Origin of the sequence: Mesorhizobium sp. Root552, from assembly GCF_001427285.1 — a bacterium.
Classification (GTDB): domain Bacteria; phylum Pseudomonadota; class Alphaproteobacteria; order Rhizobiales; family Rhizobiaceae; genus Mesorhizobium.
Map to the genome: position 1 here is coordinate 55,269 of NZ_LMFV01000005.1, position 23,463 is coordinate 78,731.

General features: G+C 61.7%; 23 protein-coding genes. 10 read left to right on the forward strand and 13 right to left on the reverse strand.

Going from position 1 to position 23,463, the window contains the following annotated elements; genetic code table 11:
* The first annotated feature begins 111 nt into the window (after window positions 1-111).
* Both ASD50_RS02935 and ASD50_RS02940 read left to right on the forward strand, forming a co-directional pair.
* Entirely contained in the window at window positions 112-1,122 is a 1,011-nt protein-coding gene (locus tag ASD50_RS02935; RefSeq protein ID WP_156464919.1) for an extracellular solute-binding protein, read from the forward strand.
* A 43-nt stretch (window positions 1,123-1,165) separates the two neighbouring features.
* On the forward strand, window positions 1,166-2,839 hold the full coding sequence (locus ASD50_RS02940; protein ID WP_056235870.1) for an ABC transporter permease: 1,674 nt from the start codon (window positions 1,166-1,168) through the stop codon (window positions 2,837-2,839).
* 37 nt (window positions 2,840-2,876) lie between these two features.
* Here the strand turns inward: ASD50_RS02940 and ASD50_RS02945 are convergent, their stop codons facing one another.
* Entirely contained in the window at window positions 2,877-3,308 is a 432-nt protein-coding gene (locus ASD50_RS02945; RefSeq protein ID WP_056235873.1) for a CBS domain-containing protein, read from the reverse strand.
* 162 nt (window positions 3,309-3,470) lie between these two features.
* Window positions 3,471-4,205 carry a rhomboid family intramembrane serine protease gene (locus ASD50_RS02950; RefSeq protein WP_056236147.1) on the reverse strand — a complete coding sequence of 245 codons (735 nt, stop codon included), beginning with the start codon at window positions 4,203-4,205 and terminating at the stop codon, window positions 3,471-3,473.
* A 393-nt stretch (window positions 4,206-4,598) separates the two neighbouring features.
* Here ASD50_RS02950 and ASD50_RS02955 point away from each other — a divergent pair, with 393 nt between their 5' ends.
* The 3 genes from ASD50_RS02955 (at window position 4,599) to ASD50_RS02965 (ending at window position 6,850) form a co-directional block, all read left to right on the forward strand.
* Entirely contained in the window at window positions 4,599-5,237 is a 639-nt protein-coding gene (locus ASD50_RS02955) for a PAS domain-containing protein (protein ID WP_056235877.1), read from the forward strand.
* A 115-nt stretch (window positions 5,238-5,352) separates the two neighbouring features.
* On the forward strand, window positions 5,353-5,970 hold the full coding sequence (locus ASD50_RS02960; RefSeq protein WP_056235880.1) for a PilZ domain-containing protein: 618 nt from the start codon (window positions 5,353-5,355) through the stop codon (window positions 5,968-5,970).
* Between the two features lie 274 nt (window positions 5,971-6,244).
* A complete protein-coding gene (locus tag ASD50_RS02965; protein ID WP_056235886.1) occupies window positions 6,245-6,850 on the forward strand; it encodes a transglutaminase-like cysteine peptidase in 606 nt (201 codons plus the stop codon).
* Window positions 6,851-6,976: 126 nt separating this feature from the next.
* On the opposite strand, the gene ASD50_RS02970 is transcribed toward ASD50_RS02965, so the two are convergent.
* Together ASD50_RS02970 and ASD50_RS02975 are read right to left on the reverse strand one after the other, a co-directional pair.
* A complete protein-coding gene (locus ASD50_RS02970) occupies window positions 6,977-7,504 on the reverse strand; it encodes a gamma carbonic anhydrase family protein (protein ID WP_056235889.1) in 528 nt (175 codons plus the stop codon).
* Between the two features lie 18 nt (window positions 7,505-7,522).
* Window positions 7,523-7,870, reverse strand: a complete 348-nt coding sequence (locus tag ASD50_RS02975) for a DUF6949 family protein (RefSeq protein WP_056235890.1) — start codon at window positions 7,868-7,870, stop codon at window positions 7,523-7,525.
* 108 nt (window positions 7,871-7,978) lie between these two features.
* On the opposite strand from ASD50_RS02975, the gene ASD50_RS02980 reads away from it, so the two are divergent.
* Window positions 7,979-8,734 (forward strand): hypothetical protein, encoded by a 756-nt coding sequence (locus ASD50_RS02980; protein WP_056235895.1) that lies wholly within the window; start codon window positions 7,979-7,981, stop codon window positions 8,732-8,734.
* Between the two features lie 11 nt (window positions 8,735-8,745).
* Here ASD50_RS02980 and ASD50_RS02985 read toward each other — a convergent pair whose 3' ends face one another.
* Together ASD50_RS02985 and cysE are read right to left on the reverse strand one after the other, a co-directional pair.
* Complete coding sequence (locus ASD50_RS02985; protein ID WP_056235898.1) at window positions 8,746-8,949, reverse strand: DUF3126 family protein; 204 nt, start codon at window positions 8,947-8,949, stop codon at window positions 8,746-8,748.
* 141 nt (window positions 8,950-9,090) lie between these two features.
* Window positions 9,091-9,933, reverse strand: coding sequence for a serine O-acetyltransferase (cysE, locus tag ASD50_RS02990; RefSeq protein WP_056235902.1), 843 nt, complete (start codon window positions 9,931-9,933; stop codon window positions 9,091-9,093).
* 734 nt (window positions 9,934-10,667) lie between these two features.
* On the opposite strand from cysE, the gene ASD50_RS02995 reads away from it, so the two are divergent.
* Both ASD50_RS02995 and ASD50_RS22885 read left to right on the forward strand, forming a co-directional pair.
* Window positions 10,668-14,450, forward strand: a complete 3,783-nt coding sequence (locus ASD50_RS02995) for a vitamin B12-dependent ribonucleotide reductase (RefSeq protein WP_056235907.1) — start codon at window positions 10,668-10,670, stop codon at window positions 14,448-14,450.
* Window positions 14,451-14,748: 298 nt separating this feature from the next.
* Complete coding sequence (locus ASD50_RS22885; protein ID WP_156464915.1) at window positions 14,749-15,465, forward strand: ImmA/IrrE family metallo-endopeptidase; 717 nt, start codon at window positions 14,749-14,751, stop codon at window positions 15,463-15,465.
* A 373-nt stretch (window positions 15,466-15,838) separates the two neighbouring features.
* Here ASD50_RS22885 and ASD50_RS03000 read toward each other — a convergent pair whose 3' ends face one another.
* Window positions 15,839-16,126, reverse strand: coding sequence for a GIY-YIG nuclease family protein (locus tag ASD50_RS03000; RefSeq protein ID WP_056235911.1), 288 nt, complete (start codon window positions 16,124-16,126; stop codon window positions 15,839-15,841).
* 153 nt (window positions 16,127-16,279) lie between these two features.
* Here ASD50_RS03000 and ASD50_RS03005 point away from each other — a divergent pair, with 153 nt between their 5' ends.
* Window positions 16,280-16,459 carry a YegP family protein gene (locus ASD50_RS03005; RefSeq protein WP_056235914.1) on the forward strand — a complete coding sequence of 60 codons (180 nt, stop codon included), beginning with the start codon at window positions 16,280-16,282 and terminating at the stop codon, window positions 16,457-16,459.
* Between the two features lie 62 nt (window positions 16,460-16,521).
* Here the strand turns inward: ASD50_RS03005 and ASD50_RS03010 are convergent, their stop codons facing one another.
* From ASD50_RS03010 to ASD50_RS03030, 5 genes are all read right to left on the reverse strand, one after another.
* Complete coding sequence (locus ASD50_RS03010) at window positions 16,522-17,733, reverse strand: MFS transporter (RefSeq protein ID WP_056235917.1); 1,212 nt, start codon at window positions 17,731-17,733, stop codon at window positions 16,522-16,524.
* A gap of 612 nt (window positions 17,734-18,345) precedes the next feature.
* Complete coding sequence (locus ASD50_RS03015; protein ID WP_082549472.1) at window positions 18,346-19,539, reverse strand: metal transporter; 1,194 nt, start codon at window positions 19,537-19,539, stop codon at window positions 18,346-18,348.
* A 14-nt stretch (window positions 19,540-19,553) separates the two neighbouring features.
* The gene (locus ASD50_RS03020) at window positions 19,554-20,684 is read right to left on the reverse strand and encodes a multicopper oxidase domain-containing protein (protein WP_056235921.1); all 1,131 of its coding nucleotides are present in this window, start codon (window positions 20,682-20,684) and stop codon (window positions 19,554-19,556) included.
* 188 nt (window positions 20,685-20,872) lie between these two features.
* Window positions 20,873-21,913 carry a GH25 family lysozyme gene (locus ASD50_RS03025; RefSeq protein WP_056235924.1) on the reverse strand — a complete coding sequence of 347 codons (1,041 nt, stop codon included), beginning with the start codon at window positions 21,911-21,913 and terminating at the stop codon, window positions 20,873-20,875.
* A 210-nt stretch (window positions 21,914-22,123) separates the two neighbouring features.
* Window positions 22,124-22,318, reverse strand: a complete 195-nt coding sequence (locus tag ASD50_RS03030) for a hypothetical protein (protein WP_056236159.1) — start codon at window positions 22,316-22,318, stop codon at window positions 22,124-22,126.
* Window positions 22,319-22,568: 250 nt separating this feature from the next.
* Here ASD50_RS03030 and ASD50_RS03035 point away from each other — a divergent pair, with 250 nt between their 5' ends.
* A complete protein-coding gene (locus ASD50_RS03035; RefSeq protein ID WP_056235928.1) occupies window positions 22,569-22,844 on the forward strand; it encodes a DUF2249 domain-containing protein in 276 nt (91 codons plus the stop codon).
* Between the two features lie 112 nt (window positions 22,845-22,956).
* Here the strand turns inward: ASD50_RS03035 and ASD50_RS03040 are convergent, their stop codons facing one another.
* Complete coding sequence (locus tag ASD50_RS03040; RefSeq protein WP_200952368.1) at window positions 22,957-23,415, reverse strand: hypothetical protein; 459 nt, start codon at window positions 23,413-23,415, stop codon at window positions 22,957-22,959.
* Between the last annotated feature and the right edge of the window lie 48 nt (window positions 23,416-23,463).

Sequence of the window (23,463 nt, forward strand, 5' to 3'; positions counted from 1 at the left end):
TATAAACTTTTTGTGATCGCCACCGGCAACCTATTTAAAAACTTGACCTCAACACTCATAAATGTTGCTGCATCCGGGTGCTCAAACAGGAGAGAGATGATGCGCAACGCCATGCTAACCAAGACGTTGTTCACCGCAGTTTCGTTTGTGTCGGTTGCCTCCATGGCATCGGCTGCCGAAGTCAGCATTTACACCACGCGTGAACCGGGCCTGATCCAGCCGCTGCTGGATTCCTTCAAGGCTTCCACCGGCATCACCGTGAACACCGTATTCCTCAAGGACGGGCTCGCCGAGCGCGTCGCCTCGGAAGGCGAAAGCTCGCCGGCCGACATCCTCATGACTGTCGATGCCGGCAATCTCGTCGACCTGGTCGAGAAAGGCGTCACCCAGCCGATTGAATCCGACGCGCTGAAGGGTGCCGTGCCGGAACAGCTTCGCGACGCCAACGGGCACTGGGTCGCACTTTCCATGCGCGCCCGCGTTCTCTACGCCGCAAAGGACGTCGATCTGACTGCCTTCAACTATGAGGATCTTTCCGATCCCAAGTGGAAGGGCAAGATCTGCATCCGCTCGGGCCAGCATCCCTACAACACCGCCCTATTCGCCGACCACCTCGCCCACTACGGCGCAGAGGAAACCGAGAAGTGGCTCAGCGGCGTCAAGGACAACCTCGCCCGCAAGGCAGCCGGCGGCGACCGTGAAGGCGCCAAGGATATCCTCGGTGGCGTCTGCGACATCGCCATCGCCAATTCCTACTATGTCGGCCTGATGCGCTCGGGCAAAGGCGGCGACGAGCAGAAGCAGTGGGGCGACGCCATCAAGGTCGTGCTGCCCACCTTCAAGGACGACGGCACCCACGTGAACATTTCGGGCGCGGCCCTTGCCAAGAACGCCCCGAACAAGGCCGAAGCCGTGCAGTTGCTCGAATATCTCGTTTCGGAAGACGCGCAGAAAATCTACGCGGAAGCCAACTACGAGTATCCGGTCCGTGCCGGCGTTGCGGCTGACCCGATCATTGCCGAATTCGGCGAACTCAAGATCGATTCCAAGCCGCTTGCCGAGATCGTCAGCCACCGCAAGGCGGCCAGCGAACTGGTCGACAAAGTCGGCTTCGACAACTGACCAGAATGAAGAAGGGGGCGCTGCAAGGCGCTCCCTTTTCGCGATGACCTTGGCGCTTTCAACCCAGACGACAGGCAGGAAGCGGGCGGCAGGAAGCCGCTGGCTGAAGCTTGCCGCCTTGACGGCTGCGCTGGTCTGCCTCCCGTTTCTCGCCCTGTTGTTCGAAGCCGTGCAAGGCTCCCAGGGTTTGTGGTCGCATCTTGCGGCCAGCGTCCTTCCCAAGGCCTTCCTCGACACCGCCATTCTCCTTGCCGGCGTCGGCATCCTCGTCGCCAGCATGGGCACAGGGGCAGCGTGGCTGGTGACGGCCTACGAATTTCCCGGCCGGCGCACCATGGAATGGGCGCTTCTCCTGCCGCTTGCGGTGCCGACCTATATCGTCGCCTACGCCTATCTCGACATACTGCACCCGATCGGTCCGGTGCAGGGCGCGGTGCGCTGGCTGCTCGGCTATTCCAGCCCGCGCGAATTCCGCCTGCCGGACATCCGCTCCATGACCGGCTGCATCCTGCTGCTCGGCTTCGTGCTTTACCCCTACGTCTATATCGCCACCCGTGCGATGTTCCTGACCCAGCCGGCCAGCCTGATCGAAGTCTCGCGCACGCTCGGCGTCTCGCGAAACGGCGTGTTTAGGCGCGTCGCCCTGCCGCTCGCCCGTCCGGCAATCGTCGTCGGCGTCAGCCTGGCCCTGATGGAAACGCTGAATGACATCGGCGCATCGGAATTTCTCGGCGTACGCACCCTTACGGTTTCCATCTACACCACATGGGTCACCCGCTCGGACCTGCCCGGCGCGTCGCAACTTGCGCTGGCGCTTTTGGCCGTCGTGGTGGCAATCGTCGCGGCAGAACAATATGCCCGGCGCAAGCAGCGCTTCGCTGCCAACGCCCAGCGCGCCGGCGGCAGCATCGAACGCCAGCGCGTGTCCGTGCCCAAGGGCCTTCTGCTTCTTGCCCTTTGCCTGCTTCCCGTTTTCGTCGGCTTCATTGCACCAGCAACACATCTGGCCGTCGAAGCCTATACGCGCCTTGGCTATGCCGGCCTGCCGGTGCGCTTCCTCGCCAACATTTCCAACACCGTGATCTTCTCGGCAGCGGCCACCATCATCACGCTTTTGCTCGGATCGGCCGCCGCCTACGCGGCAAGGCTTCATCCCGGCGCACCCTCGGCATGGTTTTACCGGCTCGCCACGATAGGCTACGCCGCGCCCGGAACCGTCGTCGCCATCGGCCTTCTGATCGCGCTTGGCGCCTTCGACCGCACCGCCGACCAGCTGGCCTCGTCGTGGTTCGGCTTTTCGACCGGCCTTCTGTTCCTTGGCTCGGGCGCTGCCCTGCTCTACGCCTATTCGACCCGGTTTCTCGCCATATCGGCAGGCGCAATGGCCGCAGGCCTCAGCCGTATCCCGCAATCGCTCGACGACGTTTCACGCATGCTTGGCGAAACGGCCTCGGGAACGCTGCGGCGCGTTCACCTGCCTTTGTCGAAAACCGCTCTTGCGGCATCCGGCCTGCTCGTTTTCGTCGATTGCATCAAGGAACTGCCGGCGACCTTGCTGTTGCGCCCTCTCAACGTCGAAACGCTCGCCACTCACCTCTATGGCGAGGCCGCGCGCGGCACCTACGAGGAGGCCTCGATCTCGGCGCTGATGATCATCCTGATCGCGCTGTTGCCGGTCATCTGGCTGGCACGAGTCGGGCGCGGCGAGCATCGTTAGCCGAACGCCCGGCGCACCCAAAGCGACCCAGCCGGCACTATGCCGTGGCGATGTAGGCCCTGATCTCTTCCGCCTCGCGTTCGACATCCTCGATGCGGCGCTTGACCACGTCGCCGATGGAGATGATGCCGTAAAGCAGGCCGTCCTTTTCCACCGGCAGATGGCGGAAGCGGCCTGCCGTCATGATTTCCATGAGCTCGTTGACCGTGTGGTTCTCGTTGCAGATCTTGACCTTCGGCGTCATCGCCGTTCGCACCGCAAGGTCGAGTGCGCCAGCGCCTTCCTTGGCGAATACCCGCACGATATCGCGCTCCGAGAGGATGCCGACAATCTTGTTGTCGCCATTGGTGATGACGAGTGCACCGACCCTATGCTCGGCCAGAAGACGAATGGCTTCCGAAAGCTTCTCATTCGGGCCGAGCGTGAAAACGTCGTGGCCCTTTTTGTCGAGAATTGCCTTTACAGTCATTGCGTCCTCCTCTGCGTTTGGCCGGCTGAGCCGCAGCCGACGTCACGATTGCAGGAGCATGGTGCGCTGTGCGTGTTCGCATTTCAAGTGTCAGGCGAACGGGCCTGGCCAAGGGCCGCGACAATCTCGAACTATCTTCGGTCGCGGGGCCGCAACATAGTTCTAACCGGCCTGTTGCGCGCGCTTTTCGAACAGCCTCAGCCCGAAGAAACCGGCTGCAAAGCCGCCGATATGGGCCTCCCAGGCGATCTGGCTCTCATCGCCCGGCGCGAGCCCGATCAGTCCCGTTGCAAGATTGACGACCATCCACACGGCAAGGAAGGTCATGGTGCCGCGTGAGCGCAACACATCGCGCATCGGCAGCGGCCTACCGGCAAACGCCGCTTTGCCCGCCGAGCGGTCTATCCGGAAGGCAAAGCGCGCCGCAGCCCCCATCATGCCCGAGATCGAGCCGGAAGCACCCACCAGCGGCGACTGCCCGTCGGGGTGGATGACGTAGAACAGTCCCGCAGCCGCCAGGCCCGTCACCGCGAAGAAGACAATGAAGCGCGTGGCGCCGATGCGGTTTTCCAGCGGCGAGCCGAAGGCCGCCAGCCACACCATGTTGATGATCAAGTGGGCGAACCCGCCATGCAGAAGCGCGTAGGTGAACGGGCTGGTGAAGGCCCAGACGTCGATCTCATACTGGCCCGAATAGCGGATCGGAACGAAGGCGGCGCGAACCAGAACGTCATAGTCCTGATCCGGCGTAAGGAAATATGTCCTTACGAGATGGATGCCGACGCAAAGCGCCATCACGCCCACAACGGCGGCGGGCAGATTGAACAGCGGCTCGCGCGGCGGCGCGGGCCGCGGCCTCGTCTCGTCGGTGCTTGCCACGCCTTCCGGCTCGTTCATTCGGGTCGGGTCCATAATCGGCCATGTAATGCACTGCCCGCCGTTACACAAACCGAATCACGCCAGCCGAATCAACGGACCGCGAATCAGAAAAAAGCCGTCCAAGGTTGCCCTTGAACGGCTTGCCGAGCCCCCACAGCTCCCCTGAACTTTTGACTGAAAGCCCGTCGCCGTTTTCGCGGCCAGCCGACTTTCTGGAGTGATTTCAATGTTTCACATTCGAACTTGGCCGGCAATGTAAACCGTTTTTTAACCTTAACGGCCCCGAGGCGTGAACAAGCCAGATCCGGACTGGCACGCATCGTGCTGCGCGCAGCATGTAGTCCATCGGGAAGGCGACCTTCTGTTCACCGATGGGACATCAGGCGACAGATTGCGCGGAGCGGAACGAAAATGAACCTGAACGGATCGATCGGACTGTTCCACTATTGGAACCGGCTGCGCGATGGACGTCCCGCTCCGCGACGCACCGAAGTGGAGCCGGCGGACATCAAGACGCTTCTGGCCGACACTTTCATCCTCGAAAAGGATACGCGCGGCGAAGCCGTGTTCCGCCTCGCCGGCACAAGGCTGTGCGCAACCTATGGCCGCGAGCTCAAAGGCTTCTCGTTCCCCTCGCTCTGGCGCAGCAAGGACCAGCGCCTCGTTTCAAGGCTGATCGACGGCGTGTTCCGCCAGCAATCGGTGGTGCTGATCACCTATTCCGGCCTCAGCCGCAACAGGCGCTCGGTCGAGTTCGAACTCTTGGCGCTGCCGCTTGACGGCGGCGCGGAAAACCTGCGCTGCCTCGGCGTCATCTCGCCGGCCGAGAAGCCGTTCTGGCTGGGCGTCGATCCCATCATCGACGTGCAGATCGATTCGGTGCGCATCATCGACCCGGACAAGGAAAACCTCTTCCTTGGCAACCGCCCTGCCATCAGTGTCCCCGAACTTGCGCCCACCGAACTGGATTCGGCCGAGACGCTGACCGAATATGGCCGCGCGCGCCGCATCCGCCATCTCGTCGTGCTGGATGGCGGGCGCGAGGAATAGGGCCGATCCTTAAAAAATCGCTCCGGCACTTTCCCGTTTGTTAACCTTCCCTGCCTAGAGTTCCGTATGAAATCCGCGCGCCAAACGCGGAACGGCCAACGGGGTGTAGGCAGTCATGAGGTCAACGGCGGTCGACTACGCGCCGTCCAGGGTTGAAAGGCGTAACTTTCAACGTGTCCGTGTGAAGATCTACGGGCGCTTCATGCTGGAAGATCGGTCCGAGCATCCGTGCCAGGTCGTCGAGATGTCGCCCGGCAACGTGGCGCTGCGCGCCGAACGCATCGGCGAACCCGGCGAAAAGATCATCGCCTATATCGACCACATCGGCCGCGTCGAGGGCGTCGTCACGCGCACCTTGCAGGACGGCTTCGCCATGACGGTGATTGCGTCGGAACGCAAGCGCGACAAGCTCGCCGCCCAGCTTACCTGGCTTGCCAACAAGCACGAACTCGACCTGCCGGAAGACCGCCGCCACGAGCGTGTCTCCCCGCGCAATCCGATGAGCGTCCTGCAACTCATGGACGGGCGCCAGTACCAGTGCCGCATCATCGACCTGTCGCTGTCAGGCGCTGCAATCGAAATCGACGTCAAGCCGGCCATCGGCATCCAGGTCACGCTCGGAACGATGCGCGGCCAGGTGGTGCGTCATTTCGAGGACGGCGTGGCGATCGAGTTCGCCGTGATCCAGCGGCCCGAGACGCTCGACGCGGAATTCAACTCGCCGCGTTCCTGAGATTTCCCCAGACAGTCTGCAAATTTGGAAAGAGCGGTTCATCGAGCCGCTCTGATTCCATTCGCTTGCGGATGCACGCAAACGCCGGTGCGCGGCACCCTTCAGCCTTCAGGTTCGACAGGTAAAATTCGACCGAAACTTGCTTAACGCTTTATTCTGTTTTTCTTAGATTTTTATATTAAGTCTCGGTACGTTTTACTTAATATCTACTTCGGCCTTTTGCGTCAAATAAATCCGGAAGTGGCATTGTCTCCTCAAACGGGGAGACATAACAATGAACAAGAAGTGGGGCGTGCCGTTGGCTGCGGCAGTAGCGCTGCAGTTCGGCTGTTGGGGAACAGCTTTTGCCGGCGCTTCGTTCATGCACACCGGCGGGCGCACCACGCAGCCTGTCGGCCACTACGAATTCTGCCAGGGCTTCCCGCAGGAATGCAGGCAGGCGACGCCGAAACAGGCGCCCGTCGAACTCACCCGCGCGCTCTGGGACAAGATCGTCTCCGTCAATAATTCCGTCAACACCTCCGTAGCGCCGCGCACCGACATGGAAATGTGGGGCCGCGAAGAGGTCTGGTCCTTCCCCGCCAATGGTGAAGGCGATTGCGAAGACTATGTGCTCGAGAAGCGCCGCCAACTGATGCAGGCAGGCGTGCCCGCCGGCAACCTCCTCGTCACCGTGGTGCGCCAGCCCAATGGCGACGGACATGCCGTGCTCACCGCCCACACCAGCATGGGCGACTTCATCCTCGACAATCTGGAGCCGAGGGTGCTGACCTGGGACGAGACCGAATACACCTATCTCAAGCGCCAGTCCGACCGGAACTCCGGTGCGTGGGTCACCATCAACGACGGCCGCGCCGACGCGGTCGCCAGCGTCCGCTAGCGCGGCGCAACCAGAAAACCCGGTCGAGTCCCCACCCTCCCCGTCCCCAACGACCGGGTTTACGGAGCCGGCCCAGTCCCCGGGCCGGCTCCACCTATTTTATCGATACGAAAAGCGCGAGCCGTTTCAGGCGGGTTTCAACCCGGCCCTGAAGCGCTTGCCATTGGCGACATAGTGGGCGGCCGATTTCCGCAGCCGCTCAACTGCCGCATCATCCAGCGCCCGCACGGCCTTGGCAGGCGAGCCGACAATCAGCGAATTGTCGGGAAATTCCTTGCCCTCGGTCACCAGCGCGCCCGCGCCGACAAGCGAATTCCTGCCGATCCTTGCCCCGTTCAGCACGATCGCGCCCATGCCGATCAGGCTGTTGTCGCCAATCGTGCAGCCATGCAGCATTGCCCTGTGGCCTATCGTGCAGCCCTTGCCGATCGTCAGCGGAAAACCGGGATCGGTGTGCATGATGGTATGTTCCTGCACATTGCTGTCTTCGCCGATGCTGATTTCTTCATTGTCGCCGCGCACGACGGTTCCGAACCAGATGCCGACGTTGCGCCCGATGGTGATGTTGCCGATCAAACTGGCATCGGGAGCCACCCAGTTGCTGTCCCTGTCCTCGAAGCGCGGCTCCACTCCGTCGATGGCGTAAATCGGCATTTGGTCTCCCAGAAATGTTCAGCGCGGCAAATTCACCGGCAAACTTAGAAGGGAGGCCGCCACCGATGCAACGGTGATCGTCACCACGCCCAGCGCCATCAACCAGATAACGGCGGTGCACATGCACGAACCGAGGCCGGCGGTGGACAGGCGCTGCTCGCGATGTGCGTCCAGCGCATCGTTGACCAGCATGAACGGTCCGGCCGCCACCGTCATCGCCAGCGAGCGGACGACATGCGCAGGCGTGACATAGGGAGCCGCAAAGGCAAGCCTGCGACCCGACACCAGTTCCATGATCGAGCCGACGAGGCCGCACAGCGTCAGCCCGACGAGAAATGCAAAGGCGCCCAACTGCAAAGCGGTCATCTTTACTCTCCATTTACCATGAAACCGCACAGTCGCGGTTTAAAGGCATCATGCAAGAGCCGTGCCGCAACGCACCGCAGGCCATGTGCCGATACGGGACAGATCGCAATGAACAAGGCAGAAGCTGCACAGCCGGAATTCAGGGTGGTCGATTCCTCGCTGATGCTGAAAGTCTTCTACGCTTTCGCTGCGATGGCGCTGCTTTCCGTTGTCATTACGCTGGCCGGCAAATGGTTCGGCCATGAGATCGCGATGGGCGGCCATACCGACGACAAGACGATGCGCGAGGTCGTCATCGGCAATAACGTCATCGCCGCGCCTTCCAACATGATCCGTTTCGAACAGGCCCGCCGCGACGGCGTGGCCTCGCGCCTCGATCTCTACATGCGCTATCCGCAGATGGACGGTTACGGCGAAACGGCAAGGGACGACTTCAACAACGCCCACGGCAGCAGCAACATCCTGTTCATGGCCTTCGAGGACCAGATGATGTCGCGCGACATGAGCGGGCGCTTCGCGCCGATCTACAGCGCCCTCATCGTTCGCCCCGGCAAGCCTGGACCTGCCGGCATCACATTTTACGACTTCACGGAAAAATCAGGGTACATGGGCGAAGTTCTGGCCGTTGCCGAGCGCCCCGGCCGCGATCCCTTCGTCGCGCGCTGCCTTAGTGGTCCGAGGGCGGAAGAATCGCTCGCCCCTTGCGAGCGCGATGTGCTCGTCGGCGATAGCCTCAGCCTGTCCTATCGCTTTTCCAGCGACTTTCTGGACGATTGGCAGGCGCTCGACGCGGCTGTGGTCACGGAAGCGGCCACGATGGTCAGGACGTCCGCAGCGCCGGCTGCAATGCCGGCGCAACAGTAAGCTTTTGCGGCTCAGGCGAGATCGACGTCGAGGATCGCCATCGAGAAATTGTAGTCGCCGTCGTCCTCGTCCTTGAAAACGATGCCGAGGAATTCGTCGCCGACATAGACCTCCGCCGAATCGTCCTTGCGCGGGCGGGCCTTCACCTCAAGCCGCGGATTCTGGAACACGCGCTTGAAATAGGCGTCGAGCTTGCGGATTTCTTCGGGTTTCAAGGTATCTCTCCGGGAACGGCTGTTTTCAGGAACGCGCTTCTGGCACGGCGGTCGCCGCACTGTAAAGGAAAAGCCGGCATGGACGATAGCCCATCCGGCCAAAGATCAGGACCGGAGCACCGTCCGGTCGCGCAGGATTTCTCAGATATCGAAGGTTACGACGTGGTCCATGGCCTGCGACGGCAGCAACTGGTCCATCTGGCGCGACGGCTCGTCGCAACCGGTCTCGCCGACGATGCGGGCCGGCACGCCGGCCACCGTCTTGTTGTGCGGTACGGGCGACAACACGACCGAACCCGCAGCCACCTTGGAGCAATGGCCGATTTCGATATTGCCGAGGATCTTGGCCCCTGCCCCGATCAGCACGCCGCGGCGGATCTTGGGGTGACGGTCGCCGCCGGCCTTGCCGGTGCCGCCCAACGTCACGCCGTGCAGGATCGACACGTCGTCCTCGATGACGGCGGTTTCGCCGACGACGAGGCCGGTCGCGTGATCGAGGAACACGCCCTTGCCGATGCGGGCAGCCGGGTTGATATCGGTCTGGAATACCGATGACGAGCGGCTTTGCAGGTAAAGCGCAAAATCCTTGCGGCCGCGCTTCCACAGCCAGTGCGCAAGGCGGTGCGTCTGGATGGCGTGGAAACCCTTGAAATAGAGCACCGGCATCAGGAAGCGGTCGCAGGCCGGGTCGCGATCATAGTACGCCTGGATGTCCACGCGCACGACGGAAGACCACTGGGCATCGTCATCCAGCATCGCATCGAATGTCTGGCGGATGAGGTCGGCGCCGATGTCCTGGTGCGCGAGCCGTTCCGCCAAGCGGTGGATCACGGCGTCTTCCAGGCTTTCCTGGTTGAGAATGGCCGAATAGAGGAAGGCCGCCAGCAGCGGGTCGCGATTGACCGCTTCCATCGCCTCGTCGCGTATGGAACGCCAGATCGGATCGACCGGCTCAATCACGTTTTGACGGGCAATGCTGTTCATCGAAGTCTCTCCGGCTGCCTGCTGCCGTTCAGTAGGTCGCTCTATAAGTCAGATGATATCACGGGTGAACTGAATTTTCCTTATCGCTCATTCAATTGGGCGCGTTTGGCTGGAATTCAACCGGCAGCGGAAAACCAGCCCGCTTGTTTGCCGGTGTGCAAACGGCGGTGCGGCGGAGGAAATTCTCCCCGTTATCCACATAAGTGACACACAAGATGTTGGGGTCATAAAAGTTACAGAAACGAACTCTTGACGACGCAAACCGAGTCGCTTTTTATGGGCCATGCGCTCCTGTTGCGGGCGTGACCGGAAAGTTTCGAGCCCGGTCTTTTTTCCGGATTTTGTGCGTTTTGCCCGCATGCCGCCCGTTTACGAGGCCGGCGGATGCATTGGGCTCGGGGCTGTTTTGGGGTGGCGAAAAGGAGAATTGTCGGACTCGCATAAATTGTCTGTTAACACTATATTTAGTGTTTGCAGGTATGTTCGACACTAGATAATGTGAGTTTCCCTCTCGGAGGGATTTGCACCAAGTTTCAGTTTTTGAGGGACCCGCGACGTCACTGGGCAACAAGGCACCGAGTTCTGAAAGGGATTTGGCGACCTGAACCGGAGACGGCGCGAAAAGGAGAGCCGGGGGCGCCAGAGCGCGACCGGAACAGGCGGACGTGCGCTTTCGGGCAGATTGGGGTAATCTGCGAGAAATGCGCTATATATAGTCGAAGGGACAGAACGCGATGCGCATTGAACGGCACTTCACCAAGGCGGGCCAATCTCCCTACGCGGAGATCGAATTCCGCAAGGCGCTCTCCGAGATCAAGAATCCGGACGGCTCGGTGGTGTTCCGCCTCGACGACATAGACGTGCCCGCGCAGTTCAGCCAGGTTGCCGCCGATATCCTCGCGCAGAAGTATTTCCGCAAGGCCGGCGTTCCCGCGCGCCTGAAGAAGATCGAGGAGAACGACGTCCCCTCCTTCCTGTGGCGCTCCGTGCCCGACGAGGCCGAGCTTGCCGAGCTGCCCGAGGCCGAGCGCTTCGGTTCCGAGCGCGATGCGCGTCAGGTCTTCGACCGTCTGGCCGGCACCTGGACCTACTGGGGCTGGAAGGGCGGCTACTTCAAGTCGGAGGAAGACGCCCGCACCTTCCGCGACGAGCTTGCCTATATGCTGGCCACCCAGCGCGTCGCGCCGAACTCGCCGCAGTGGTTCAACACCGGCCTGCACTGGGCCTACGGCATCGACGGCCCCGGCCAGGGCCATTTCTACGTCGATCCCTTCACCGGCAAGCTGACCAAGTCGAAGTCGGCCTATGAGCATCCGCAGCCGCATGCCTGCTTCATCCAGGGCGTGCAGGACGATCTCGTCAACGAAGGCGGCATCATGGACCTGTGGGTGCGCGAGGCGCGCCTGTTCAAGTACGGCTCCGGCACCGGCTCCAACTTCTCGATGCTGCGCGGCGAAGGCGAGAAGCTTTCCGGCGGCGGCCGCTCGTCCGGCCTGATGTCCTTCCTCAAGATCGGCGACCGCGCCGCCGGCGCCATCAAGTCGGGCGGCACCACGCGCCGCGCCGCCAAGATGGTGATCGTCGACGCCGACCACCCCGACATCGAGAGCTTCATCGACTGGAAGGTGAAGGAGGAGCAGAAGGTGGCGGCGCTGGTCACCGGCTCCAAGATCGTGCGCAAGCACCTCGACGCCATCATGAAGGCATGCGTCAACTGCGAAGGTCAGGATGACGATTGCTTCGACCCGTCGATCAACACGGCGCTGAAGCGCGAGATCAAGGCGGCCAAGAAGGACGCCGTGCCGGAGAACTACGTCCAGCGCGTCATCCAGTTCGCACGCCAGGGCTACACCTCGATCGAGTTCAAGACCTACGACACCGACTGGGATTCGGAAGCCTACCTCACCGTTTCCGGCCAGAACTCGAACAATTCCGTCTCGCTCAAGGACGACTTCCTGCGCGCCGTCGAGCAGGACGGCGACTGGAGCCTGACCGCCCGCAAGGACGGCCGCGTCATGAAGACCATGAAGGCGCGCGACCTGTGGGAAAAGATCGGCTACGCCGCATGGGCTTCCGCCGATCCGGGCCTGCACTTCAACACCACCATGAACGACTGGCACACCTCGCCGGCGGGCGGGCCGATCCGCGGCTCCAACCCGTGCTCGGAATACATGTTCCTCGACGACACGGCCTGCAACCTCGCCTCGATCAACCTCCTGCCTTACCGCAACGTGGACGGCACCATCGACATCGCCGCCTACGAGCACACGGTGCGCCTGTGGACCATCGTGCTCGAAATCTCGGTCATGATGGCGCAGTTCCCGTCGAAGGAAATCGCCAAGCTTTCCTACGAATACCGCACGCTCGGCCTCGGCTACGCCAATATCGGCGGCCTGCTGATGACCGCCGGCATCCCCTACGACTCCGACGAAGGCCGCGAGCTATGCGGCGTGCTCACCGCGCTGATGACCGGCGTTTCCTACGCCACCTCGGCCGAAATGGCCTCAGAGCTCGGCGCCTTCCCTGACTACGACCGCAATGCGGTCTCCATGCTGCGCGTCATGCGCAACCATCGCCGCGCCGCCTATGGCGACAAGGACGGCTACGAGAAGCTCTCCGTCAACCCGGTGCCGATCAATGCCGAGCACGTCTGGCAGAAGGATCTCGTCACCCACGCCCGCGCCGCCTGGGACCGCGCCATCGAGCTTGGCGAGGAGCATGGCTACCGCAACGCGCAGGCCACCGTCATCGCTCCGACCGGCACCATCGGCCTGGTCATGGACTGCGACACCACCGGCATCGAACCCGATTTCGCGCTGGTCAAGTTCAAGAAGCTCGCCGGCGGCGGCTACTTCAAGATCATCAACCGCGCAGTGCCGGAAGCGCTGCGCACGCTGGGCTACTCCGAAAGCCAGATCGCCGAGATCGAGGCCTATGCCGTCGGCCATGGCAACCTGAATCAAGCGCCGGGCGTAAACCCTTCAACGCTCAAGACAAAAGGCTTCACCGACGAGAAGATCGCGGCGCTCAACGGCGCGCTGAAGTCGGCCTTCGACATCAAGTTCGTGTTCAACCAGTGGACGCTCGGTGCCGACTGGGTGAAGGAGACCTTCGGCTTCACCGACGAGCAGCTTTCCGACTTCTCCTTCGAGATGCTGCCGGCGCTGGGCTTCACCCGCAAGGAGATCGAGGCCGCCAACATCCATGTCTGCGGTGCAATGACGCTGGAAGGCGCACCCTTCCTCAAGGCCGAACATTATCCGGTGTTCGACTGCGCCAACCCCTGCGGCAAGATCGGCAAGCGCTACCTCTCGGTCGAATCCCACATCCGTATGATGGCGGCGGCGCAGCCCTTCATCTCGGGCGCCATCTCCAAGACCATCAACATGCCGAACGAGGCGACCGTCGAGGACGCCAAGAACGCCTACATGCTGTCATGGAAGCTGGCGCTCAAGGCCAACGCGCTTTACCGCGACGGCTCCAAGCTGTCGCAGCCGCTCAACGCCTCGCTCATCTCCGATGACGAGGAGGACGAGGACGATGCCGTCGAGGCGCTGATCGCGGCCCCTGCCGCCGCCAAGGCCGTGCAGGTAACCGAGAAGATCATCGAGCGCATCATCGAAAAAGTGGTGCGCGACCGCGAGAAGCTGCCGAACCGCCGCAAGGGCTACACCCAGAAGGCCATCGTCGGCGGCCACAAGGTCTACCTGCGCACCGGCGAGTTCGACGATGGGCGGCTCGGCGAAATCTTCATCGACATGCACAAGGAAGGTGCGGCCTTCCGCGCCATGATGAACAACTTCGCCATCGCGATTTCGCTCGGCCTGCAATACGGCGTGCCGCTTGAGGAATATGTCGAGGCCTTCACGTTTGTAAAATTCGAGCCGGCCGGCATGGTGCAGGGCAACGACGCCATCAAGAGCGCCACCTCGATCATCGACTACGTGTTCCGCGAGCTCGCCATCAGCTATCTCGGCCGCAACGATCTCGCCCATGTCGATACCGACTTCTCCAACACCTCGCTCGGCAAGGGCATCACCGAGGGCAAGGCATTCGCCTTCTCCAAGGGCCTGACGCGCGGCGTCTCGCCGGTCAAGCTGGTGTCGGCAGCCAGTGAGCCGAAGGGCTTTGCCGGTGGTTCAGGCTCCGGAACGGGCGACCGCCCTGCCCGCGCCGCGCCCACCGCCTTTGCCGGCAATGTCTTGTCGCTCGCCACAGCAACGGCAACGGCGCTGAAGGCCGAAACCGCCAGCGACGAAGCGGTTGCCTTCAAGCGCGACTATGAGGAGCGCGCCCGCGAGGAAGCAAGCGAAGCCGTCGAAACCGAGGCGCTGTTCACCGACGCCGCCACCCAGGAAGCGGCCGACGCCAAGAAGGTCGCCGCCGACCGCCGCGCCAAGTCACTTCTACAGGGCTACACCGGCAATTCCTGCTCGGAGTGCCAGAACTTCACCATGGTGCGCAACGGCACCTGCGAGAAGTGCGATACGTGTGGCGCGACCAGCGGGTGCAGCTGAGAGCAGAACAATTGGAATATGCCAACAAAAATTACAGCCTAAGTCCTTTTGGTCGCCTTTGTGCCGAGGAACGGCGTGCTTTGACAATGACGCTACCTGAAATGGCAAAGTTGGTGGGCACGAGCCCACTTGATGTCTCGCGAATTGAACGGGGAGAGAAGCCTGCGCCCGCTCACTACGTTCTTCTCGTCATGGAACTATTGGGATTAAATAAAGCTGATGTCGAGATGGCGCTAGCCGCTCAGGACTCTACCTATAAACTTACTAGGGTCACTCAACCTCGATATGGTTCACAACAATGAACAACGTCTTCATTACACGAGGAGCTTCAGCTAGGCAGCTTGATCTACTAGCGGAATGGGCACGGAGTAACGCCTCGCTAAGTAATGAGAACTTCGATTTAATTAGGTATATCGAATTTGATTTACCGCGTATTTTTCCAGGACTCCACGTGCATATTGAAGATGATAGTGCCATGGGGTCGGTTAGAGCATTTATTTCTGATAAACCACTGGCACTAGTTCTATCTGAAAGCATATATGAAGGAGCAATAAACAATTCTCTATTCTCCAAGGAGATAATTCTTCACGAAGTTGGTCATCTTTTACTTCACTACAAATCCGCTTCACTTGGGCTCAATAGCGCGTCTGGGAACTATACGGACAGAATTTTAAATACAAATCTGGCTAACAGCGCGGAGTGGCAAGCGACAACATTTGCGCTTTGCTTTCTTTTTCCGTTTTCCAAGTTTGGAAACGCGAGAACTCGCGAGCAAATAGAAGCTCGCTGTGGCGTTTCGCCGAGATATGCGGATAGAATACTTCGACATTTGACGCGGCTGAGAATGCGCCAGGGCGGCTCCCCCACTAACAGGGATCGCCAGTGGCTCAATCGTGTTTTGAATTCCATTTCAAATAAAGAGACGACAAAGACTACAACGAAATTTCAATCTCAACTATTGTTGTTCTTTTCGAAGAACAGGGACTTGAATAACCCTCGGGTGAACTTTCGCTGAATGAAGGTGCCAACCGCTGCAAACTGACACCCCGAACGCAAGCAATGTGGTGTCACAGACGGCAGCGAGTTCACGCAGAATCTGACCGCCCCCAAAACCGCCATCCCTTCCTTCGTCATCCTAGGGCGGAGCCGAGCGCAGCGAGGTGGAGACCCTAGGATCCATGCCGTACCCTATCGGCAGGGCTCGCGGGTGGTAACGCGCGCAACAACCGCCAACGCTGGTGTGAACGATCCTCGTCACGGCATGGATCCCCGGGTCGCGCTCGGCGTTGCCTTCGCTTGCCCGAGGATGACGAGTTAACGGGATTGGCTGGAAGGCTAAGACGCGTTGGAAGCATTGGAAGCATTGGAAGCGTTGGGAACGTCGGCAGCTACCACGCCAATCCGCGCATCAACTCATGCCATTCAGGGTTCGCCTTTTCGATCAACTCAATCTTCCATTGCCGCTGCCAGCGCTTGAGCGACTTCTCGCGCTGGATTGCATCGCGCATATCGAAATGCTCCTCGTACCAGACGAGACGCTGCACCCCGTAGCGGCCTGTAAAACGTGAACCCTCGCCCGCCTTGTGTTCGGGAATGCGCCTGGCGAGGTCATTCGTCACTCCGATGTAGATGGTGCCGCGAATTTGGCTTGCGGTCATATAGACATAGCCGGTCATGCCGGAATGCTATTCCCGCCCCGCGCAAAAGCAACTTCCCTAGTTGCCACCCACAACCACCCCACCCCAATCCGCCACCCAGCGGTTGCACCCAGTTCGTAGAGTCCCCTGCCCGACTCGCCCTACGCCTTGGTTCTCAACAGGAGAACTACAATGGCAAGTTGCAAGAGCACCAATGGCGATACGTGGGAAATCTACTCATCCGACGGCTGGCGCTGGCGGCGCACCGCCGCCAACGGCAAGATCGTCGGTTCGTCCACCCAGGGCTATTCCAACAGGCAGGACTGCATCGACAATGCCCGCCGCAACGGCATGACCTGCAATCCAGCCTGAACATCGTCCTCAGGCCAACCTTCTCCCTTGCGGGAGAAGACGCGCCCATGGCGGCGAACGTGCTACGCCAACGCTTCCCGCCTCTCCGTCCTAGGGAACGGGCGGAACGTCATGGCGATGAGGAAAGCCGCGATGCCTATGCCCCACGAGCCGATATAGAGCCAGGCATAGCCGTCGAACCGGTCGTAGATCAGGCCGCCGACCAGCGGACCGGTCGACATGCCGAGGCTTCCCGCCATCGCCGTGCCGCCGATGATGGTGCCCATCATCCGCATCGGGAAATTTTCGCGCGCGATGACGGCATAAAGCGGCATCACGCCGGCATAAATGAAGCCGACAAGGGCGGCCACGGCGTAGAAACCACCAAGCTGGCTGACGAAGACATAGGCAAGCACGCCGAAGGCTTGCAGAAACAGGCCGCTCACCAGCACCCGCTTGGCGCCGAAACGGTCGCCGAGGACGCCGAAGGCGATGCGCCCGCCCATGCCGGCAAGCCCTTCCACGCTGTAGATGGTCACCGCCGCGATCATCGGAATGCCGCAGGTTATGGCGTAGCTCACCGTGTGGAAGATCGGGCCGGAATGCGTTGCGCAGCAGAAGAAGTTCGCCACCAAGAGGACGACGAACGGGCGCGACCGCACCGCCTCGCCGATCGTCATTGCCGATTGCGACCCGGTTTCGCCTGAAATTTCGGCCTCGTCCTCGGCCACCGGCGGTGGCGTGCGCACCAGCAAGGCCGTCGGGATCATGATGGCAGCGGCGATCCCGGCGATGATCAGCATCGATGTGCGCCAGTCGTAGACGGTGACCAGCCATGCGGCGAGCGGCGACATGGTCATCGGCGCCATACCCATGCCGGCGGAAACCAGCGAGACGGCGAGGCTGCGTTGCGTGTCGAACCAGCCGGTCACGCAGGCCATCATCGGCGCGAAGACGGCGGCCGTCGCGCCGCCGACCAACAGTCCGAACACCAGTTGAAACCCGATCAGCGATTCCGAGAGGCTGGCCATCGCCAGGCTCGCCGCGAGGATGACCGATCCGGCCAGCACCACCGGGCGCGCGCCGAACCGGTCGGACAGATTGCCCCACACCATGCTCGCCGCCGCCAAAGCAAGAAAGCCGATGGTCATGGCGCTGGAAATGCCGGTCACCGACCAGCCGGTGTCGCGCGACATCGGCAGCAGGAATACCGGCAGCGAAAACATGGCGCCGATCGCAACGCATCCCAGCAATCCCCCTGCTGCGACGATCACCCAACGGTATGAATGGTTCATGGCTATCTCCCGGGAACGATCCTGTCGGACGGGAGTTGACTGGCCCGGCCGCATGGTTTGCCCTCGAAGGACGCGCGGGAATCCACGGAACCGACAATCCGGTTGCATTTTTTAATCAGTTTTTCGCGAGACATGGCGCGGGCGCGATTGGAACCTCGTTATGCGTGGATAGATTCTCGCCGCTATCCAGCCAAAACATGCGCCATCTCAACCGCTTGCCGGTTATTTCGGGCCTTTTTCATCCACCTCTCATTGCGCCGGTCGATACTGCCCCCCATCGCCCTTGCGGAAGACCTGGTGCGCACCGGGTATCAGGAGAGGGCGACGGTGCCGGGCTGGTCGTCCACGGTGGGCGGCTGGGTGATGAACCCCTAAGTTCGGCCCTCGAACCGGGCGCAGTGTTGCCCGCAGTTGTCGGCCTTCAAGGCTGGGGCTGCGGCATGGCCGGTGTATCGGTTGAGGGAAGCCACCGGACGGGCGGCCGCAAGGCCGCACTACTAAACTAAACGAGCGACCGAACGGCCGCCCGTCCTCCCGACCTCTCAATAGAGGTCAGTTCTTTGACAATGGCCAGACGGCATTTGCCGGGCGTGGCAAGGATGAGCCGCGCCCTTAAAGCTTCACCAGCATCGCGGTGCCGTACATGAAGGCGATGCCGACGCCGAGCCCCGCCAGCACTGCGGGCGAGAACAGCGCCGCCGTGCCGCGATTGCCCGTGCGCATCAACAGCGCACTGACTTCCACGATCACCTGCAGGATGGCTCCCGCGCCGATGGCCAGCGCCAGCGCCGACCACTGCGGCGCGTAGGCAAGGCTGCCCACCCACATGCCGATCACCGCCGGCCCGCCGGCCAGAAGCGCCAGCGCCGGGAAGACCCACAACGGCGGCTTCACCTTGAGGATAGGTGCTGCGATGCCGATGCCCTCGGTGATGTTGTGCAGTGCAAAGCCCATCACCAGGAAGGTTCCAAGCCCCGCAGCGCCCGCCGCGAAGGAAGCGCCGATGGCAAGGCCCTCGCCCAGATTGTGCAGGCCGATGCCGAGCGCAATATAGGTCGCCAGCGCCAGCCCCGAAGGATGACCGTGGCTGCGGGCAACCGCCATCAGCAGCAGGAAGCTCGCCGCCGCGGCAAGGATCACCATCGCCTGCCCCTGGAACAGCGCCGCGGACTCGCCGGAGAACTCGAAGGCATCTTCAAGCGTGTCGACCAACAGGAAGGCCAGCAGGCCGACCGTCATGGCCAGCAGGAAGTTCATCGTCGCAGGGCCTGCGCCGCGCAGCGCCGGGTAAAACAGCAGGCCGACGGCAACCGGCACTATGCCGACGAACACGCCGAGCAGGGCCTGCGAAGCAAGGCTGCCCGAAGTCGTCACCGGCGTCGGCACGGCAACGCCGATCTCGTGGTCGAAGGCGGCACCCGTATTGGTGACGAACGCCACGTGATGGGTCTCGCCGACGACCCACGGGTACGGCACGCTGATCCAGGCGGTGTCGCCGCGCGCGATCGGTCCCGGCGGCTGCTGTTCGAACAGCCAGTGGCCGGCATCGACCTGCACCTGGGCGATTCGCATCGGCTCCGAGCCGCCGGCCCGAACCAGCAGCCTTATCCCGCCCTGGTCGAGAATGGTGCGTTCGACGGTCAGGTTCTCGACCGGCGGAGCGCCGTTGGAGAAACCGGCCAAAAGATTGGACGACAGCAGCCACCAGACCGCCAGCGCCGCGATGGCTACGGGAATCGCCAGCCAGGCAAGCGCCGGGCGCTTGGGCTCAGTGGCGTGAGGGGTGCCGGGCTCGATATCGTGCATGTCGATGCGCTCGTTCATGACACTGCCTCGACGACGTCGAACGCACCCATCCAGCCAAGCTCGGTAAATTCGGATAGATGCGCGTGGAACATGTAGGAGCCCGGCTCATGGTCCTTGAACGAGAATTCGAGGATGCCGCGCTGGGCCTGGCACTGCATGATCAGGTCCACCGTCTTCAGCGTCGGGGTCAGGGTCGTGCCCTGGTCGAAATAATCGAAGAAGTTGGCGTGCAGGTGGAAGGAGTTGATCGGGTCGAACTCGGTGACGTTGACCAGATAGATGCGCACCGGGCGGTCGCGGATCACGCGGATCGGCTTCTTGGCGTAGCAATGCGCCACCGTGTTGCAGGCATAGAACTCGTTTTCGCCGTCGAAGGTGGTGTCGAAGGCATTCATCACCATCGCCATTTCCTGCCATTCGGCGTTTTCCAGCGTGCCGAGCAGGCGCGAGCGGGCAACGTCGGCGGCTTCGGGATGGCGCTCCGGATCGGGGTCGATGACGAACAGGCCATACATGCCCTTGTGCATGTGGCGCGCCAGCGGCAGCGCGTGGCAGTGGTAGAGATGGCAGCCGAACGGCTTGGCGTCGAACTCGTAGACGAACTCCTCGCCCGGCCCGATCAGCCCCGCCCCCGGCACGCCGTCCATGCGCGCGGCATGGATGCCGTGGAAATGCATCGAATGCGGGTGCGAGCCGTTGTTGCGGAAGATGATCTGCAACCGCTCGCCTTCCACGGCCCGCAAAGATGGTCCCGGCACGCGGCCGTTGAAAGTCCAGGCCGGGAACATCACGCCCGGCGCGATCTCGATCTCCTTGTCCTCGGCCGTCACCGTAAAGGTCCTGAGCTTGCGTCCATCCGGCAAGGTCGAGACAGTGCCGGTCTCCCAGTCCGTCAGCATCGCGGTCGGGTCGAAGCCGTTGCGCTCGTTGTCGACCTCGCCCACCGTCATCATCGCGCCGTGGCCGGTGTGGTGGCCTGCCGAGCTCTCGGCCGAATATGGCGAAGGCGCGGGCGCGCCATGGTCATGCGTGTGGGAGGATTGTCCCGTCGCGCTCCTGGCGCTTATGGCCGTGGCGCCAGCCGCCAACAGGCCCGCGCCGAGAAATCCTCGGCGACTACGATCGAACGGCAGCCAGCGGCGCATCAGTATGTTCCCCAAATAGCAAAGACAATTAAGGGAAGCATAGTATTTAAATTATAGCAATAGCTATATTTAGGCGCACTGCAATGCGATTGATACGGCAATCCGCCGTCTCCGTGCTGCGAAGCGAAGAAGGCGCCAAAAACTGAGGAAGTTGGAGAAACCGGAGACGAGGACGCGGCCTAAGCTCGCTACTGCGCGTCGGCCATCAATTGCGCACCGCCCACCCAGCGCCGCCATTCGGCTTCGCTGCCCTGGAACACGTTGAGGTCGATCCTGCCGTTGACACCCTGGGAAAGACCCGAGCCGGAATACTGCCAGAACAGCCAGTTGCGCCCCGGATAGACCTTGGACGGATGCTGGGCCACCGCGCGCAGCCAGAACGGATGATTGGGGAAGGCCCCGCGCAGGTTGTCGGCATAGAAGTCAGGCGCCGTATAGATGATCGGGCGCTGGCCGTAATGCTGTTCCAGCCTGTCCATGAAGACCTGCATCTTCTCGCGTACCTGGGCGGGCGAAGGCCGGCGCTTGCAACTCGATTCGCCGTTCCACTCCACGTCGATGACCGGCGGCAGCGCGCCCTCCACCTTCGGTACGTTGCGGATGAACCAGTCCGCCTGCTGGCTGGCGACACGGCACCAGTAGAAGAAATGGTAAGCGCCGCGCCTGATGCCGGCAGCATCGGCACCCCGCCAGTTCTTCATGAACATCGGGTCGAGATGGTCGCCGCCGTCAGTCGCCTTGATGAAAGCGAAATTGGCACCCTGGCTGCGCAGTTTCGCCCAGTTGATGTCGCCCTGCCAGCGTGAAACATCGACGCCGTGCACCGCATAGTGCTTCGGCTTGACCCTGCCGAAGTTGATCGGCTTGGCGTCGCGGAAACGATGCGGGTGGACAACGCCATCATCGATGGCGCGCGCCGCCCGGCTCGGCTTCTGCGTCGGGATCAGGGCTGCGACATCGACCGCAGGCATGGCAAAGCCGCTGTCCTGAACCGGCTCCGGCTCGGCCAGGACCGCAACCTCCGGTTCTGGGTCAGGCGCGGACATCGCCGGCAGCATTGCCTTGGGACGCACCGGCGACGCGGCTCGCACGGTGTTTTCAGGTCGCGATATCGAACTGGTGATCTCCGCCGAAGGCCTCGGCATCATGTCCTCGATGCCCACGCTCGACGAGCAGCCGGCAAGGCCAAGGCAAAGAAGCAGCGATGCAAGAATGCCCGAGGAACGCATCAAGGACCTGTACGCGGAACAAAACAGCCCCAGCGGCAACGCCCCGGGAATTCAGGTCAGTTATGAGCGATGAATTACCAAGAAAGATTGAATCGAATTTTTACCATGTCTGTTCATTCATCGGGCTGATGGCTCGCCAACCCAAAGCGAAACCGCCGCCCGGTTGCCCGGACGGCGGCGAATTTGTTCTACTGTGGCGAGAGGCGCAGCCTAGCTGCAGATGCCGTGCTCCCAGCATTCACGAGCCACCATGTAGGCGGGAGGCAGCGAAGGGTCTTCCGCGCGGGCGCGGGCGCGTTCCAGCATCCAGCGGACACCCTTGGGATTGACGTGATCGCGCTGCATCACAAGCTGCACCATCGGGTCGTTCAACAATTCGTCCAGCCTGCTCTTTTCCTCGCTCATCGGTCGTCTCTTCTCTTTTTTGCTTTTTCCCATGGCCCATAAATAGGAATGCAATCGTGGCCAGCCAATGACAGTTGCGCGGCTAAGTGGTGGCCAAAGAAGGAATTTTTTGGCTTAGGCCCGGCTTTCGGCGTTTATTTGCGTTTCGACAATCATGAAAAGGCGTTGGCCGCATAGCTTTGCACGGCCGGAGCCGAACCTGCCGCCTCGCTCGGGCAGCTTTTTCCGGCGGCAACGGGATATTTCAAAAATGACGACCACGGAAACGGGCGCCACGCCCCTCATCGACGTTAGAATGATCGCTCCGTTCGAACGTCACCAACGCATTTTCGACATGCTGGGCGCGCTCGGTCATGGCGCTTCGCTCATCATCGTCAACGATCACGATCCGCGTCCGTTGCGCGCGCAGATCGAGATGCGTCATCCGGGCGAATATTCATGGGAATATCTGCAGCAGGGACCGGATCTATGGCGCGTTGAAATCGGCCGGCCGCATACATCTGATTGCGGCTGCGGCGGCCACTGACTGCATCGATGCTATCCGGCTCGCCTTGCAGCAAACATGGCAAGGTAGCCGGGTGGCAGGTCATCAAGGCCAGATTGTAAAACATGATATTTCGCTCCCCCGGCGCGGAAGCTCACGCAGCCGGGCGTTTTTTCGACTTGCCTTTGCCTGAACGGTGCGCCGCTTCGGCTTCGGCGATTGCAGCGGCGTAGGCATCGGCGCCCTCCTCCGTTGCCTCGACGAGCGCACGCATCGAACTCGCCCCATCCTTCGCCATCTCCGCAATGCTGTCGAACAGCAAGGCAAGGTCGAGATAGACGCTGCGGTCGGCTTCCGTGGCGGTCAGGTCGTTCAAATCGTTGAGGAATACCAGCGCAACCTCGATCTTCTCGCGCTGCGTCCTCGCATTGGCCAGGCAGGCGCACGCGTCGCGCAATCGCTCGTGCTTTTCAAAAATAGCCAGCGCTTCGTCCAGTTGCGTGCGGCAACCGCAGTCAAGATGCGCCTTGTCCAGCGCGACCGCCAGACGCTGGACGAGATCCAGGCTGCCGGAAGCGCTGCCGTGGTGCGTGGAATTTAGGGTGTTGAGCATAGCTCTGTCTTCCTGTCGCGTGATCAAGCAGCGACCCGGCAAGAGCTC